This is a genomic window from Microbacterium sp. (assembly GCF_051860965.1).
Taxonomy (GTDB): Bacteria; Actinomycetota; Actinomycetes; order Actinomycetales; family Microbacteriaceae; genus Microbacterium.
In genome coordinates, this window is sequence record NZ_JBIMKU010000006.1 from 116,295 (window position 1) to 131,725 (window position 15,431).

The 15,431-nt window shown below is 70.7% G+C and carries 16 protein-coding genes and 1 tRNA gene; 12 read left to right on the forward strand and 5 right to left on the reverse strand.

The features are described from left to right. Window position 1 precedes the first annotated feature (1 nt). Genes ACTIFV_RS12945 through ACTIFV_RS12960 form a run of 4 tightly spaced genes read left to right on the forward strand, consistent with a single transcriptional unit; the run spans window position 2 to window position 4,418 of the window. Complete coding sequence (locus ACTIFV_RS12945; RefSeq protein ID WP_439593202.1) at window positions 2-1,963, forward strand: acetyl/propionyl/methylcrotonyl-CoA carboxylase subunit alpha; 1,962 nt, start codon at window positions 2-4, stop codon at window positions 1,961-1,963. A 16-nt stretch (window positions 1,964-1,979) separates the two neighbouring features. Beyond that, window positions 1,980-3,131, forward strand: coding sequence for an acyl-CoA dehydrogenase family protein (locus ACTIFV_RS12950; protein ID WP_439593203.1), 1,152 nt, complete (start codon window positions 1,980-1,982; stop codon window positions 3,129-3,131). A gap of 4 nt (window positions 3,132-3,135) precedes the next feature. Next, the gene (locus ACTIFV_RS12955; RefSeq protein ID WP_439593204.1) at window positions 3,136-3,615 is read left to right on the forward strand and encodes a MaoC family dehydratase; all 480 of its coding nucleotides are present in this window, start codon (window positions 3,136-3,138) and stop codon (window positions 3,613-3,615) included. Next, window positions 3,612-4,418 carry an HpcH/HpaI aldolase/citrate lyase family protein gene (locus ACTIFV_RS12960; protein WP_439593205.1) on the forward strand — a complete coding sequence of 269 codons (807 nt, stop codon included), beginning with the start codon at window positions 3,612-3,614 and terminating at the stop codon, window positions 4,416-4,418. Before ACTIFV_RS12955 ends, ACTIFV_RS12960 begins: the two co-directional genes overlap by 4 nt. Here ACTIFV_RS12960 and ACTIFV_RS12965 read toward each other — a convergent pair. Genes ACTIFV_RS12965 through ACTIFV_RS12975 form a run of 3 tightly spaced genes read right to left on the reverse strand, consistent with a single transcriptional unit; the run spans window position 4,415 to window position 6,224 of the window. Continuing rightward, entirely contained in the window at window positions 4,415-4,768 is a 354-nt protein-coding gene (locus ACTIFV_RS12965; RefSeq protein ID WP_439593206.1) for an iron chaperone, read from the reverse strand. The two genes, ACTIFV_RS12960 and ACTIFV_RS12965, sit on opposite strands and share 4 nt — an antisense overlap. A gap of 4 nt (window positions 4,769-4,772) precedes the next feature. Beyond that, window positions 4,773-5,375: a histidine phosphatase family protein gene (locus ACTIFV_RS12970; protein ID WP_439593207.1), complete on the reverse strand. Its 603-nt coding sequence runs from the start codon at window positions 5,373-5,375 to the stop codon at window positions 4,773-4,775. Between the two features lie 12 nt (window positions 5,376-5,387). Further along, on the reverse strand, window positions 5,388-6,224 hold the full coding sequence (locus ACTIFV_RS12975) for a Sir2 family NAD-dependent protein deacetylase (RefSeq protein WP_439593208.1): 837 nt from the start codon (window positions 6,222-6,224) through the stop codon (window positions 5,388-5,390). Window positions 6,225-6,293: 69 nt separating this feature from the next. On the opposite strand from ACTIFV_RS12975, the gene ACTIFV_RS12980 reads away from it, so the two are divergent. Further along, window positions 6,294-7,100 (forward strand): TrmH family RNA methyltransferase, encoded by an 807-nt coding sequence (locus ACTIFV_RS12980; RefSeq protein WP_439593209.1) that lies wholly within the window; start codon window positions 6,294-6,296, stop codon window positions 7,098-7,100. On the opposite strand, the gene ACTIFV_RS12985 is transcribed toward ACTIFV_RS12980, so the two are convergent. Beyond that, on the reverse strand, window positions 7,101-7,988 hold the full coding sequence (locus tag ACTIFV_RS12985; RefSeq protein WP_439593210.1) for an SGNH/GDSL hydrolase family protein: 888 nt from the start codon (window positions 7,986-7,988) through the stop codon (window positions 7,101-7,103). 179 nt (window positions 7,989-8,167) lie between these two features. Between ACTIFV_RS12985 and ACTIFV_RS12990 the strand changes: the two genes are divergently transcribed. From ACTIFV_RS12990 to ACTIFV_RS13020, 7 genes are all read left to right on the forward strand, one after another. Then, a complete protein-coding gene (locus ACTIFV_RS12990; RefSeq protein WP_439593363.1) occupies window positions 8,168-9,979 on the forward strand; it encodes a DEAD/DEAH box helicase in 1,812 nt (603 codons plus the stop codon). Between the two features lie 39 nt (window positions 9,980-10,018). Further along, the gene (locus tag ACTIFV_RS12995) at window positions 10,019-10,480 is read left to right on the forward strand and encodes a hypothetical protein (protein WP_439593211.1); all 462 of its coding nucleotides are present in this window, start codon (window positions 10,019-10,021) and stop codon (window positions 10,478-10,480) included. Window positions 10,481-10,586: 106 nt separating this feature from the next. Then, the gene (locus ACTIFV_RS13000; protein WP_439593212.1) at window positions 10,587-11,675 is read left to right on the forward strand and encodes a VIT1/CCC1 transporter family protein; all 1,089 of its coding nucleotides are present in this window, start codon (window positions 10,587-10,589) and stop codon (window positions 11,673-11,675) included. Between the two features lie 70 nt (window positions 11,676-11,745). Beyond that, a tRNA-Leu gene (locus ACTIFV_RS13005) sits at window positions 11,746-11,831 on the forward strand. 98 nt (window positions 11,832-11,929) lie between these two features. Further along, window positions 11,930-13,231: a M20/M25/M40 family metallo-hydrolase gene (locus ACTIFV_RS13010; RefSeq protein ID WP_439593213.1), complete on the forward strand. Its 1,302-nt coding sequence runs from the start codon at window positions 11,930-11,932 to the stop codon at window positions 13,229-13,231. A gap of 10 nt (window positions 13,232-13,241) precedes the next feature. After that, window positions 13,242-14,066 (forward strand): undecaprenyl-diphosphate phosphatase, encoded by an 825-nt coding sequence (locus ACTIFV_RS13015; RefSeq protein ID WP_439593214.1) that lies wholly within the window; start codon window positions 13,242-13,244, stop codon window positions 14,064-14,066. Window positions 14,067-14,075: 9 nt separating this feature from the next. Then, the gene (locus ACTIFV_RS13020) at window positions 14,076-14,507 is read left to right on the forward strand and encodes a VOC family protein (protein WP_439593215.1); all 432 of its coding nucleotides are present in this window, start codon (window positions 14,076-14,078) and stop codon (window positions 14,505-14,507) included. On the opposite strand, the gene ACTIFV_RS13025 is transcribed toward ACTIFV_RS13020, so the two are convergent. Beyond that, entirely contained in the window at window positions 14,504-15,367 is an 864-nt protein-coding gene (locus ACTIFV_RS13025; protein ID WP_439593216.1) for a PAC2 family protein, read from the reverse strand. The two genes, ACTIFV_RS13020 and ACTIFV_RS13025, sit on opposite strands and share 4 nt — an antisense overlap. Window positions 15,368-15,431 lie beyond the last annotated feature (64 nt).

Genomic DNA, 15,431 nt, shown 5'->3' on the forward strand with positions numbered 1-15,431 from the left:
CATGACCGACCAGCTCTTCGACACGGTGCTCGTGGCCAACCGCGGCGAGATCGCACGGCGCGTCATCCGCACCCTGCGCGCTCTCGGCATCCGCTCCGTCGCCGTCTACAGCGACGCCGATGTCGACGCCCCTCACGTGCGCGAAGCCGATGTCGCCGTGCGGATCGGACCGGCCGCGGCATCCGCCTCGTACCTCGACATCGACGCGGTGATCGCAGCGGCCGTCGCGGCGGGCGCGCAGGCCGTCCACCCGGGGTACGGCTTCCTCTCCGAGAACGTCGCCTTCGCCCGCGCCTGCGAGGCGGCGGGGATCGTCTTCATCGGCCCGGGGGAGCGCGCGCTCGAGGTCATGGGCGACAAGATCCGCTCGAAGGTCCACGTCGAGGCGCACGGGGTGCCGACGGTGCCCGGCTTCAGTGCGGCCGGGATGACGGATGCCGAGATCGCCGACGCTGCGGATGCCGCGGGCTTCCCGCTTCTCATCAAGCCCTCCGCGGGCGGGGGCGGCAAGGGCATGCAGGTCGTGCGCGATGCCGCCGAGCTGCCCGACGCGCTCGCGACCGCACGGCGTGTCGCGGCGAGCGCGTTCGGCGACGACACCCTGCTGCTGGAGCGGCTCATCGAGCGTCCGCGCCACATCGAGGTGCAGGTCCTCGCCGATGCGCACGGGAACGTCGTCCATCTCGGCGAGCGCGAATGCACGCTGCAGCGCCGGCACCAGAAGGTCGTCGAAGAGGCGCCGTCACCCGTGGTGGATGCCACGACCCGCGCACGACTGGGCGCCGCCGCGTGCGCGGCCGCGGCATCCGTCGACTATCGCGGCGCCGGAACCGTCGAATTCCTCGTCGCCGGCGACCGGCCGGACGAGTTCTTCTTCATCGAGATGAACACCCGCCTGCAGGTCGAGCACCCCGTGACCGAGCTCGTGACGGGGATCGACCTCGTCGAGCAGCAGCTCCGGGTCGCCGCCGGGCTCCCGCTCGAGATCGTCCAGGACGACGTGCGGCTCGACGGCCACGCGATCGAGGCGCGGGTCTACGCCGAGAGCCCCGAGCGCGGATTCCTGCCCGCCACCGGAGAGGTGCTCGCCTGGGCGCCGTCGCAGGAGGCCCGGACGGATGCGGCGGTCGAGACCGGTTCGGTCGTGACTGCCGACTACGACCCGATGATCGCGAAGGTCATCGCGTACGGCGCTGATCGTGCGGAGGCGCTCGCGAAGCTGGACGCCGCCCTCGCCGACACGGTCCTCCTGGGAGTCGAGTCGAACATCGCGTTCCTGCGCGCCCTGATCGCCGAGCCGTCCGTCGCCGCGGGCGACTTGGACACAGGTCTGATCGATCGCCTTCCCCCGTTCGTCGCCGCGGCACCGTCGCCTGCCGCACTCGCGATCGCTGCCGCGCGAGTCGCTCTGGGCGTCGCGAACAAGCCGCCTGCGGCGAGTGTCGCGATCGGGACGGATTCTCCCTCCCGGAGAGCGGGACGGCTGTGGTCTGACGGGTCGGGGTGGCGTGCGGGCGGGGAGCCCGTGCTCCGGAGGGCGCTGATCCAGGACGCCGAGGGAACGATCCACTCGGCCGTCGCAGGCGGAGCGGAGGTCGGCGATGCATCGGTCGAGTCCGACGCGGACGGCTGGCTCTGGGTTCACGCGGACGGCGCGAACGTGCGGCTCAGGCCGATGTCGCGCCGTGAGGCGATGGAGCGTCGCCTGGCGGCGCGGGATGCCGCATCCATCGCCGCCGCCCCGGAGCTGCGCGCCCCCATGCCGGGCGCCGTGGTGGCCGTGCATGTCCCCGACGGCGCGACCGTCGCCGCAGGATCCCGCATCGTCACGATCGAGGCGATGAAGATGGAGCACCCCGTGACCGCGCCCCACGACGGCGTGGTGCGTCTGGACGTCGCCGTGGGCGACCAGGTGCGTCGCGATCAGGTGCTGGCACACGTGACCGCCCACGAGGCGGACTGAACCCGAGGAGAACCCCATGGACCACGCGAATCTCACCGACGACGAGCGCGAGCTCGCCCGGATGGTGCGCGACTTCGCCGACGAGGTCGTCGCGCCGCAGGCGTACGAAGCCGATCGCACGAAGACGCTCTCGATGAGCGTGGTCGCGCAGATGGGGGAGCTCGGCCTGTTCGGTCTGCCGTTCCCCGAGGAGTACGGCGGACAGGGCGGCGACTACTTCGCGCTCTGCCTCGCGATCGAGGCGCTCGGCCGCGTCGACCAGTCGGTCGCGATCACCCTCGAGGCGGGCGTGTCGCTCGGCGCGATGCCCGTGTTCCGCTTCGGGACCGACGCGCAGAAGGAGGAGCTCCTGCCCGATCTGCTGGCCGGTCGTGCGCTCGCGGGCTTCGGCCTCACGGAGCCGGAGGCGGGCTCTGATGCCGGCGCGACCCGCACGACGGCGAAGCTCGACGGCGGCGAGTGGGTCGTCAACGGCGCGAAGCAGTTCATCACAAACTCGGGCACGCCCATCACCCGGTTCGTGACGGTGACGGCGGTGACGGGCGAGGCGAACGGCCGCAAGGAGATCTCGACGATCGTGGTGCCCCACGGCACGCCGGGCTTCACCGTCGAGCCCGCATACGACAAGGTCGGCTGGCACGCGTCCGACACGCACCCGCTCACGTTCGTGGATGCACGCGTGCCCGAAGCGAACCTCCTCGGCGAGCGCGGTCGCGGGTTCGCCAACTTCCTGCACATCCTCGATGAGGGTCGGATCGCGATCGCGGCCCTGTCGACCGGAGCGGCGGAGGGATGCCTCGAAGCCGCCATCGACTACTCCAAGAAGCGCACGGTGTTCGGTGATCCGCTCGCGACCCGTCAGAGCATCCAGTTCATGATCGCGCGCATGCAGCTGCGCGTGCACAACGCCCGTCTCGCGTGGCACCATGCCGCGCGGCTGCGCGACGCGGGCAAGCCGTTCAAGACCGAGGCGGCCATCGCCAAGCTCACGGCGAGCGACGCGGCGATGGACAACGCGCGCGACGCGACGCAGATCTTCGGGGGCAACGGATTCATGAACGAGTACCCCGTCGCGCGCCACTATCGCGACTCGAAGATCCTCGAGATCGGCGAGGGCACGAGCGAAGTGCAGCTCCTCGTGATCGCCCGGGCGCTCGGAGTAGCGTAGAACCGTGGCGGACATCGTGCAGCGCGGGCTCTACTTCGAGGAGTGCGAGATCGGCGCCAGGTATCTGCACCGCCCGGGACGGACGGCGACAGAGGCCGACAACGTGCTGTTCTCGTCGCTCACGATGAACACGCAGGCGCTGCATCTGGATGCGGCGTTCGCAGAGCAGCAGCCGTTCGGGGAGCGTCTCATGAACTCGATGTGGACGCTCTCGACGATGGTCGGGGCATCCGTCTCGCAGGTCACGCAGGGCACACTCGTCGCACAGCTCGGCCTGAGCGACGTCGCGTTCCCCGCGCCGCTGTTCCACGGCGACACGCTGTACGTCGAGACCGAGTTCATCGACAAGCGGCTCTCGGACTCGCGCCCGGGTCAGGGGATCGTGACCATGACGCACACGGGGCGCAATCAGCGGGGAGAGGTGGTCGCGACCGCGACCCGAGTCGCCCTCATGTGGTGCCGTCCGACCCGAGGAGAGTCATGACCCGCTTCGACCTCGGTCCCGCCCTGCTCTTCTGCCCCGCCGACCGCCCCGAGCGGTACGAGAAGGCGGCGGAACGGGCGGATGCCGTCATCCTCGACCTCGAGGACGCCGTCTCGGCCGACGCCAAGGCCGCGGCGCGCGGCGCGCTCATCGAATCGGAGCTCGATCCCGAGCGCGTGATCGTGCGGATCAATCCTCCCGAGACCGACGCGTTCGTCTCGGATCTCGCGACCCTGTCCCAGACCGACTATCGCCGCATCATGGTCGCGAAGGCCGCGTCTCCGAAGCGCCTGGCGAAGATCGATGCGCGGTTCGAGATCGTCGCCCTGTGCGAGACGGCGAAGGGCATCGCGCAGGCCGACAAGATCGCCGCACTCGACAACGTCGTCGCGCTCATGTGGGGTGCCGAGGACCTCGTCGCCTCGCTCGGCGGCACGTCGAGCCGCAAGCCGAACGGGCGCTATCGCGACATCGCGCGCTACGCCCGCTCCCGCGTTCTGCTCGCCGCCGGTGCCCGCGGCAAGGCCGCGATCGACGCCGTGCATCTCGACATCGCCGACACGAAGCGGCTCGCCATCGAGGCCGCGGACGCCGCGGCGTCCGGATTCGCCGCGACCGCCTGCATCCACCCGAACCAGGTCGCGATCATCCGGGACGCCTATCGTCCCGGTGCTCTCGACATCGCGTGGGCGCGCGGCGTGCTCGCCGCCGCCGAGGCGGAGCGCGGTGTCTTCGCCTACGACGGACGCATGGTCGACGAGCCGGTGCTGCGTCACGCCCGCGCTCTGCTACGCCGGGTCTAGGCGCCGCCTCGTTTCGCGACGATCGCCGCCGTGATCCGACCGATCAGGTCGTACGGGACCGGCCGCGCGTGCGGGAAGACCACCGAGTCCTTCTCGGAACGGTACGGCGCCACCTCGGCTTCGAGCGGCTCGTCGAGCGTCGGCACGGGGTAGAGGCCGATGTGCTTCTTCCAGCCCGCGAAATGCAGGGCGTAGCGACCGCCGAGCATGACGGCGGGCATCCCGTAGCGGATCCGCTCCTCGTGGTCGGGGACCTCGGCCTCGACGACGGTGCGGATGCGCCGCAGGCGCTCGGCGACCTCGGGCGGCTGCGCCGCGATGTACTCGTCGATCGTCTCGGGGGCTGCCATGCCCTCAGACTAGGACGCTCCCCGCGTACGTGTGCATGCTGAGCCGCTCGCGCTCCAGCAGGAATCCGAAGCTCGCGCCGTTGGCCAGCCTCTCGCCGGCCGGCGGGAGCTCGCCGGCCGTCGCATGGCGGATCACCTCGCGGATGAGGGCGCCGTGCGTGACGATGACGACCGGGGCCGTGGGTGTCGCGCTGCGTCGCACGTCGCGCGCGATCATCCGCATGCCGCGGATCGCCCGCGTTCGCAGATCCGCCCACGACTCGGCGTTGGGCACTTCGGCGGTGTACCAGTCGCCCCAGCGCTCGATGAACTCAGTCGTGCCGAGACCCTCGGCATCGCCGTACGCCCGCTCCCGCAGGTCGGAGTATGCCGCGCCGAGCGGCACTCCCCACGTTTCGGCGATGATCCGCGCGGTCTCCCGCGCACGGGCGAGATCGCTCGAGACGACGACCGGGTCCGCGTCCCCCAGGTCGGCGCGGAGGGACGCCGCGGCATCCCGCGCCTGCTGCCGGCCCGTGTCGTTCAGCGGGATGTCGGTGGACCCCTGGATGCGGCGGTCGCGGTTCCAGTCGGTCTCGCCGTGGCGCACGAGGAAGAGGGTCGTCACCCTTCCAGCCTGTCAGATCTGCGGGAGGGTGGACGCCAGCGCCTCGAGAACCTCGCTCGTGCCCGCGTCGATCTTGACCGTCGCCCGTGCATCCGCGCGCGTCGCGCCCCGGTTGACGATGACGATCGGCAGCCTACGCCGCCGGGCCCGTTCGAGCAGCCGGATGCCGCTGTTGACGACGAGCGACGACCCGGCGATCACGAGGGCCTCGCTCGTGCGCACGAGCTGCTCGGCTTCGCGGAACTTCTCGGCGGGGATGAACTCGCCGAAGAACACGACGTCGGGCTTGAGCATGCCGCCGCACACGCTGCAGTCGGGCACGACGAAGCCGTCGGTGCTCTCGGGCAGGACGTCTCCGTCGGGACCGAGGGGGACGTTCTCGGGCACGGTGATCCACGGATTGTCGGCTTCGACGCGGATCGCGAGATCGCGGCGGTCGAACACCTGGCCGCAGTGGGTGCAGAAGACCCTCCGCATCGTGCCGTGCAGTTCGACGACGCGTCGGGAGCCTGCCCGCACGTGCAGACCGTCGACGTTCTGCGTCACGATGCCGGTCGAAAGCCCGCGCTCCTCGAGCCGGGCGAGCGCGAGGTGGCCGCGGTTGGGTTCGGCGGCGGCGAACACCTTCCAGCCGAGGTGACTGCCCACCCAGTAGCGGCGGCGGGCGGCGGGGCTCGCGAGGTACTGCTCGACGGTCATGGGCGTGCGCACCGGCGCGCCTTTGCCGCGATAATCCGGGATGCCGGAGTCGGTCGACACGCCCGCCCCGGTGAGGACGGCGATGCGACGACCTGCGAGGGCGTCCACGGCGGCGGCCACGGCATCCTGAACGATCATGGTCAACGGCATCCACCCCCTCCGTCTCCCGAGTCTAGGGTCGTCGGATTTCGTGCGTGTTGCGCGTGCGATAGTGGGGGAGTGATCCCCGAGCGCATCGAATCGGCGGACGACGATCGGCTCGCCGATTACCGTGATCTCACGGACGTCGCCCTGCGGCGCGTGCTCGAACCCGAGGGCGGCCTGTACATCGCCGAGTCGTCGAAGGTCATCGCACGTGCGATCGAGGCGGGGCATCGTCCGCGCTCGGTTCTCGTGCAGGAGAAGTGGGTTCCGGATGCCGCGCATCTGCTGTCGGGACACCCCGACGTCCCGCTGTACGTCGTGTCCGCCGAGGTCGCCGAGGGGCTGACCGGCTACGCCGTGCACCGCGGCGCGCTGGCGGCGATGCACCGGCCCGCGGATCGGCCGCTCGCCGATGTGGTGCGCGACGCGCGGCTGGTCGTCGTGCTGGAGGACCTCGTCGACCACACGAACGTCGGAGCGATCTTCCGCGCCGCCGCGGGACTCGGTGCCGACGCCGTGCTCGTTTCTCCGCGCTGCGCGGATCCGCTCTACCGCCGGAGCGTCCGCGTCTCGATGGGCACGGTCTTCCAGGTGCCGTGGACCCGCATCCCCGACTGGCGCGTCGCCGGCCCGCAGCTGCACGCGCTCGGCTTCCATCTCGCCGCACTCGCCCTCGCCGACGACGCCGTGGCGCTGGACGCCTTCGCGTCGTCGCGTCCGGATCGCGTGGCACTGCTCCTCGGCGCCGAGGGCGACGGACTCAGTCGGCGCGCTCTCGCTGCCGCCGACACGGTCGTGACGATCCCGATGGCCGGGGGCGTGGACTCGCTCAACGTGGCCGCGGCCTCCGCCGTCGCGCTCTGGGAGCTGCGCCGGAGGTAGCTAGACCTTCTCGCCCGGCGGGATCGAGGCATCCGGCCCCTTTCCGGGGACCCTGCCGTGCTGCGGGCCGGGCGCGAGCGTCACGATCGGCAGCGCCTCGGGCCGCTTCGCCGTGATGCGGTCGCCCGAGGACTGGTGGCGCACGCGCCGCAGCACCCAGGGCACGAGGTACTCGCGCGCCCACACCAGGTCGACGGCGCGCGCCTCGCGCCATGTGCGCGCCGGGATCGGATCGGGCTGCATGGGCTGAAGATCGTTCGGCACGTTGAGGGTCCGCAGCACCATCCGGGCGACCTCGTGGTGGCCCAGGGCGTTGTAGTGCAGGCGGTCGTCGTCGAAGAAGCGCATGTCCTGCACCTCTTTGAGCGCCCACTGATCGGCGACGATGCAGTCGTACTTCTCCGCGATCGCGCGGATGTTCTCGTTGTAGATCGCCACCTTGCCGCGGATGCCGCGGAACACGGGCGTGAAGTTCGTGTCGATGCCCGTGAAGACCACGACGGTCGCGCCGCCGCTCGAGAGGCGCACGACGGCGTCCTCGAAGATCTCGGCCACGGCGTCGGGATCGCTTCCCGGGCGGATGACGTCGTTGCCGCCGGCCGAGAACGTGACCAGGTCGGGCTTGAGGGCGAGAGCGGGCTCGATCTGGTCGGCCACGATCTGGCCGATCAGCTTCCCCCGCACGGCGAGGTTCGCATAGGAGAAGTCGTCGACCTGCCCGCTGAGCACCTCGGCGACGCGATCGGCCCATCCGCGGTGGTCGGCCGTGCCCGGAACGGGATCTCCGATGCCCTCGGTGAACGAGTCGCCGATCGCGACGTAGCGCCGCCACGGGTGCGGGCCGGCGTTGTCTGCGAGGGGTGTGCGATTCGCGTCAGTGGGGGGCATGGTTCTTCCTCGGTTCGTGACCAGCTTCGAGGGTATCGCCGAGCCGCCCGCTGTCGCGAGGACGTCCCCGGCATCGCTTAGTGTGGAGACTCGCTGTGCCGGGAGGGGAACGCGTGGACGAATCGACGACCGCCCTCTCCGGCGTCGCCGACGACACGTCCGGCCACGCCGACGCGCATATCGGCAGTTTCGCGGCCGAGCATCTGTCTCCTTCGTATCCGCAGCGTGCGCCGTGGGGCACGGCTCAGCGCCTGCGCGCGTGGCAGGCCGAGGCACTCGACCTCTACTTCGGACTCGACGGTCCCGACGGCCCCGGCGGCGGACCACGCGACTTCCTCGCGGCGGCGACGCCCGGCGCCGGCAAGACCACGTTCGCGCTGCGTCTCGCGAGCGAGCTGATGCGCCGCGGCATCGTCGAGCGCATCGTCGTGGTCGCGCCCACCGAGCACCTCAAGACGCAGTGGGCGGATGCGGCGGCGAAGGTCTCCATCCGCCTCGATCCGGGTTTCAGCAATCGCCACGGCCTGCCGTCGCGGCAGTTCCACGGCGTCGCGGTGACCTACGCGCAGGTCGCGGTGAAGGCGTCCGTCCATGAGCGCCTCATCCACGATCGCCGGACGCTCGTGATCCTCGACGAAGTGCATCACGGCGGCGACGCCCTGAGCTGGGGCGATGCGCTGCGCGAGGCCTACGCACGTGCGACCCGGCGCCTGCTGCTGAGCGGCACGCCGTTCCGCAGCGACACGGCACCCATCCCGTTCGTCGAGTACCACCCCGATCGGCACGGCATCCGCGTCTCCCGCACCGACTACAACTACGGCTACCGTCGGGCGCTCGAGGACGGCGTCGTGCGGCCCGTCATCTTCCTCGTCTACGCCGGCCAGATGCGCTGGCGCACGAAGACCGGCGACGAGATGGAGGCCCAGCTCGGTCAGGACAACACGAAGGACATCACGGCCCAGGCCTGGCGCACGGCCCTCGACCCCGAGGGGGAGTGGATCCCGGCCGTCCTTCGGTCGGCGGACCGCCGACTCGCCGAGGTCCGGGAGCAGGTTCCGGATGCCGGCGGCCTCGTGATCGCGACGGATCAGACCGCCGCCCGGGCCTACGCCGAGATCCTCACACGCATCACGGGCGAGCAGACCACGGTCGTGCTGTCGGACGAAGAGGGCGCGTCCGCGCGCATCGAGCAGTTCGCGGCCTCGACCTCGCGGTGGATGGTCGCCGTCCGCATGGTGTCGGAGGGCGTCGACGTTCCGCGGCTCGCCGTGGGGGTCTATGCGACGAGCGCCTCGACGCCGCTCTTCTTCGCGCAGGCGATCGGCCGCTTCGTGCGTGCCCGACGCCGCGGCGAGACGGCGAGCGTCTTCCTGCCGAACGTGCCGCAGCTCCTCGCGCTGGCGAACGCCATGGAGGTCGAGCGCGATCACGCCCTCGATCGCGACAGCGACGGCGACGACGAATGGGCGCTCGACGACGACCTGCTCGCGCAGGCCGAGCAGGGCGATACGACCTCCGACGACCTGGCGTACGAGTTCACCTACCAGGCGCTCGGCTCGCTCGCGCACTTCGACCGCGTGCTCTTCGACGGCAAGGAGTTCGGTCAGCTCGCGGTGCCCGGCACGCCCGAAGAGGAGGAGTTCCTGGGTCTTCCCGGACTGCTCGAGCCCGAGCACGTGCACGAGCTGCTCATGCAGCGCCAGTCGCGCCAGGGCCGGCACCGCAAGGCGCGCGAGGCACGCGAAGCGGCCGACGGCGCGTCGACGGATGCCGCGCCCGCCGCGCTTCCGCAGGCTCTGCACCGCAACCTCAAGGAGCAGCGGCAGCTTCTCAACAGCCTCGTCGGGCTCTACGCGCGCCAGTCGGGCGAGCCGCACGGCGCCGTGCACGCGGAGCTGCGCCGCGTCTGCGGCGGTCCCGCCGTCGCTCAGGCCACCGTCGCCCAGCTGCAGTCCCGCATCGACGTGCTGCGCAATCGCGTGCGCTCCTGAGCGGCAGCACGCGCCGGGATCGTTCGTAGACTCGCGGTCATGGCCGCCGCCTACTCGTTCGTCTCGCGCTGGAAGGTCCCCGCGAGCGCCGAGCGCTGCTGGAGCGAGATCGAGCGCATGCTGCGGCCCGGAGGCGGTACGTCGTGGTGGCGGAACGTCGAGCTCGTCGAGGCGCCCGCAGCGCTGCGAGCGGGCGAGCGGATGACGCTCGCCGTGCGCAGCCCACTCGGGTACCGCCTGCGCGTGCGGCTCACGCTCGTCGAGGTCGTGCCGGGCGTGCGCGTCGCGGCGCGCAGCGCCGGTGACCTCGTCGGGACCGGAGAGGTCGCGATCGTCGTCGAGCGTGCGGATGCCGCATCCATCGTCTTCCACTGGGACGTCGAGACCGAGAGACGATGGATGAACGCCACAGCGTTCGCTCTGCGGCCCCTATTCGAGCGGGCGCACGCCGCCGTGATGCGGGCGGGGGAGCGGGGGCTCTCCCGAGCACTCGAGGACTGACGCTTCGGATCCCCGAAATGCTGTCAATCCGCGGATCCGCGGAGGTTCGAGCAGAACGCCTGGCTAGCGTGGAGTGTCCCCTTTCACCGGCCGTCGGAGGCATCGATTGAGCGCGCCCGCAGAACCCACCGCCCGCGACCGCAAGCGCTGGGCGCAGTACCTCGTCAACGAGCGCGCCGAGGCAGAGGTCTACCGGTCTCTCGCGTCGCGACGCGACGGCGAGGAGCGCGAGATCCTGCTCGAGCTCGCGGACGCCGAGGGACGCCACGAGGCGCATTGGCTCGGGCTCCTCGGGGGCGAGCCGGCCCGCCTCCCGCGAGCGGATGCCGGCACGGTCGTGCTCGGGTGGATGGCCAGGCGATTCGGGTCGATCTTCGTGCTCGCTCTGGCGCAGAACGCCGAAGCACGGTCGCCGTACGAGACCGATCCGTTCGCGACGCCGACGATGGCCGCCGACGAGAAGATCCACCACGAGGTGGTCCGCGGCCTGGCCGCGCGCGGTCGACGGCGGCTCTCGGGGACGTTCCGCGCGGCGGTCTTCGGTGCGAACGACGGACTGGTGTCGAACCTCGCGCTGGTGCTCGGCATCGGTGCGACGGGCGTCGGCGGGCCGTTCGTGCTGTTCAGCGGCCTCGCGGGTCTGCTGGCGGGCGCCCTCTCGATGGGGGCGGGGGAGTTCGTCTCGGTGCGGTCTCAGCGGGAGCTGCTGGATGCCACGGAGCCCAGCAACTTCGCCGATCACGTCCTCCCCGACCTCGACCTCGACGCGAACGAGCTGGCGCTCGTCTACCGCACGCGCGGGATGTCGGCGACGGATGCCCTCGAGCGCGCGCGTTCGATCGTCTCGCACGCGCAGAAGGCCGACCGCAGCGTGCCCTATCGACGCGAGGTCGAGGCGGCCGACGACCATGAGGTCGTGGGCGGCGCGTGGGGCGCGGCGCTGTCGAGCTTCCTCTTCTTCGCATCGGGTGCGATCATCCCCGTGCTGCCGTGGCTGTTCGGGTTGTCGGGGCTGCCGGCCGTGCTGCTCGCGCTGCTGCTGGTGGGGGTGGCTCTCATGTCCACCGGTGCGGCCGTCGGCCTGCTCTCGGGCGGTCCGCCGCTCAAGCGCGCGCTGCGTCAGCTCGCGATCGGCTTCGGCGCCGCCGCGATCACCTACGCGCTCGGCCTGCTGTTCGGCGTCTCGGTCGGCTAGCACCGCCGATTCTTCGATGGCCCACGAGTCTGGTAATGTCATTCCTCGGTTGCAAAACCGAAACCACCTTGCGCGGGTGGCGGAATAGGTAGACGCGCTAGCTTGAGGTGCTAGTGCCCTTTAACGGGCGTGGGGGTTCAAGTCCCCCCTCGCGCACAGAGTGAAAAGCCCCCGTCAGGGGGCTTTTTGCTTTGTCCGTTACGCGGCGACGCGGACGTCGCCGGGGTCGCGTGCGGGCGGGTAGGTTAGTCGGCATGCCTACGACCGATTCCGAACTGCCCGAGGTCGTCCGGGTCGCGCAGGATCTCATCCGCTTCGACACCACGAACTACGGCGGCGGGCGGTCGAACGGCGAGCGGGCAGCGGCCGAGTACGTCGGCGCGTACCTCTCGGATCTCGGTCTGACGCCCGAGTTCTACGAGCCGATCGAGGAGCGCACGAACGTCATGGCGCGCGTCGAGGGGCGGGATCGCTCGAAGCCGGCCCTCGTGGTCCACGGTCACCTCGACGTCGTCCCCGCCATCGCCGACGACTGGAGCGTCGACCCCTTCGCGGGTGAGATCAAGGACGGCATGCTGTGGGGCCGGGGTGCGGTCGACATGAAGAACATGGATGCCATGATCCTCACGTCCGTCGCCGGCATCCTCCGATCCGGTGATCAGCCCGAGCGCGACCTCATCCTCACCTTCTTCGCCGATGAGGAGAACGGCGGGGTCGAGGGATCCGCACTCGTCGTGAAGGACCGCCCCGAGTGGTTCGCGGGTGCGACCGAGGCGATCAGCGAGGTCGGCGGCTACTCCGTCGCGGTCGGCGATCGGCGGGCGTACCTGCTGCAGGTGGGGGAGAAGGCGCTCCTGTGGATCCGCCTCGTCGCGCGCGGCCGGGCCGCGCACGGGTCGAGCTTCCACCACGACAACGCCGTCACGCGGCTCTCCGAGGCGGTCGCGGCCCTGGGCCGGACGCAGTGGCCCCTTCGCCTCACCGCGACGACGCAGGCCACCGTCGACGGACTCGCGTCCATCACTGGGAGGGATGCCTCCGATCCCGACGCCCTGGCGTCGTCGGCGGGCGCGGCATCCGGATTCCTGCGATCCTCGCTGCGCACGACGACGAACCCGACAGGCCTCGCCGCGGGGTACAAGCACAACGTCATCCCCGACCGTGCCGAGGCGCTCATCGACGTGCGCGTGCTCCCGGGAACCGAAGAGGCGGCCCTCGCCGACATCCGCCGTATCGTCGGCGACGACGTCGAGGTCGAGATCGTGCACGAGGACATCGGTCTCGAGGTGCCCTTCTCCGGCGATCTCGTCGACGCCATGGTCGCAGCGCTGGGCCGCCACGACCCGGGAGCCCCGGTCATCCCCTATCTGCTCGGCGGCGGCACCGACAACAAGGCCCTCGCGTCGCTCGGGATCGCGGGGTACGGCTTCGCTCCGCTGCGGCTGCCGGCCGACCTCGATTTCACCGGCATGTTCCACGGCGTCGACGAGCGCGTGCCGCTGGATGCCCTCGTCTTCGGCGAGCACGTGCTCGCCGATCTCCTCCGCACGTACTGAAGGATCCCGCATGCACTTCCTCGAGGCGATCTTCCTCGGCTTCGTCCAGGGGCTCACGGAGTTCCTGCCCATCTCGTCGAGCGCGCACCTGCGCATCGTCGGCGCGTTCCTGCCCTCCGCGGAAGACCCGGGCGCCGCCTTCACGGCGATCACGCAGATCGGCACCGAGGCGGCCGTCGTCGTGTTCTTCTGGCGCGACATCGTGCGGATCATCGGCAACTGGTTCAAGGCGCTGTTCGGCCGGATCCCGCGCAACGACCCCGACGCGAAGATGGGCTGGTTCATCATCCTCGGGAGCATCCCGATCGTGGTGCTGGGCCTGCTCTTCCAGGACCAGATCGAGACGACCTTCCGCTCGCTCTGGCTCGTGGCGGGAATGCTCATCTTCTTCGGCGTCCTGCTCGGCATCGCCGATCACGTGGGGGCCAAGAAGCGCAAGCTGAACGACCTCACGATCGGCCGCGCGAGCATCTTCGGCGGCGCGCAGGCGCTCGCGCTCATCCCCGGCGTCTCGCGATCGGGCGGAACGATCACCGCGGGTCTGTTCATGGGCTTCGAGCGGGCGGCGGCGGCGCGCTACGCGTTCCTCCTCGCGATCCCGGCGGTGTTCGGCAGCGGCTTCTACCAGCTCTTCAAGAACTGGGACGAGCCCGGCGTGTTCACCCTCGGCGAGACCGCGGCGGCGACCGGCGTCGCGTTCCTCGTCGCCCTCGGCGTCATCGCGTTCTTCATGAACTGGATCTCCAAGCACAGCTTCCTGCCGTTCGTGGTCTACCGGGTCGCCCTCGGCTCGCTCGTGCTGGTGCTGCTGTCCACGGGAGTGCTGCAGCCGTAGCATCCCCTCATGTCCATCCATCTCGAGAACGTCGGGATCGCCGTGCGCGATCTCGACGAGACCATCGCCTTCTTCACCGACCTGGGGCTCACGGTCGTCGGCACCGACGAGGTGAGCGGTGAGTGGGCGTCGACCGCCGTCGGTCTCGACGGCAACCACGCGAAGATCGCGGTGCTGCAGACGCCCGACGGCCAGGGTCAGCTCGAGCTCTTCGAGTACATCCATCCCGATGCCATCGAGACCGCGCCCACGCTCCCCAACGAGATCGGCATGCACCGTGTCGCGTTCTCGGTCGACGACATCGACGCCTCGCTCGAGATCGCGGCGCGGCACGGCTGCTTCCCGCTCCGCGGCGTCGCGAACTATCAGGACGTCTACAAGCTCACGTACCTGCGCGGACCCAGCGGCATCCTCGTGATGCTCGCGCAGAAGCTGGCCTAGCGGCGGGGTTCGTCGCGCCCCGGCTTGCTCGGACCGTCGCCGCCGCGACGGAGGAACCGCTCGAACTCCTCGGCGATCGCGTCGCCCGACGCCTCGGGCGAGTCCCACGTGTCGCGCGTCCGCTCGAGCTGGTGGATGTACTCCGTCATCTCCTCGTCGTCCGCCGCGGCGGCGTCGATGGACGCCTCCCACGCGGCGGCCTGCGACGAGAGATCGCCCTGGGGGATGACAGCGCCCGTGATCACCTGCAGGCGCTCCAGCAGCGCCAGCGTCGCCTTCGGGGACGGTGTGTGTCCGGCGACGTAGTGGGGCACGCTCGCCCACAGGCTCGCCGAGGCGATGCCGCCTGCTTCGGCCGCGACGCCCAGCACGCTCAGGATGCCGACGGGGCCCTCGTACGTGCTGCGCTCGAGCCCGAGCTGCGAGCGCAGGGCATCGCTGTCGCTGCCGGCGAAGATCGAGATCGGTCGGGTGTGCGGCACGTCCGACATCATCGAGCCGAGGGAGACGAGGCCCGTGACGTCCTCGCGCAGGGCGAGGTCGATGAACTCGGCGGCGAACGCCTGCCACGCCCGCGCCGGCTCGACACCCGTGAGCAGCCAGAGCTCGGTGCCGTCGACGGGGCCTGTCGGACGCAGCAGCGTCGCTTCGGGCCAGCGGAGCGACCTGCGCCCCTCGCTGTCGGCCTCGACCTGAGGCCGCGTGTACTGGTAGTCGAAGTACAGCTCGGGGTCGACGGAGAAGACGGGCTCGTAGTCGCCGTTCTCGCGGAGATGAGCGACGGCGGATGACGCGGCCTCGCCGGCGTCGTTCCATCCGTCGAACGCCGCGACGATGACCTTGCTGCCCAGTCCGTCCACCTGACTCCCTTCGCCCGCCGGATGCGGGATCAAACCAGGATAGGCCGCTTGCCCGGAGCCGGGG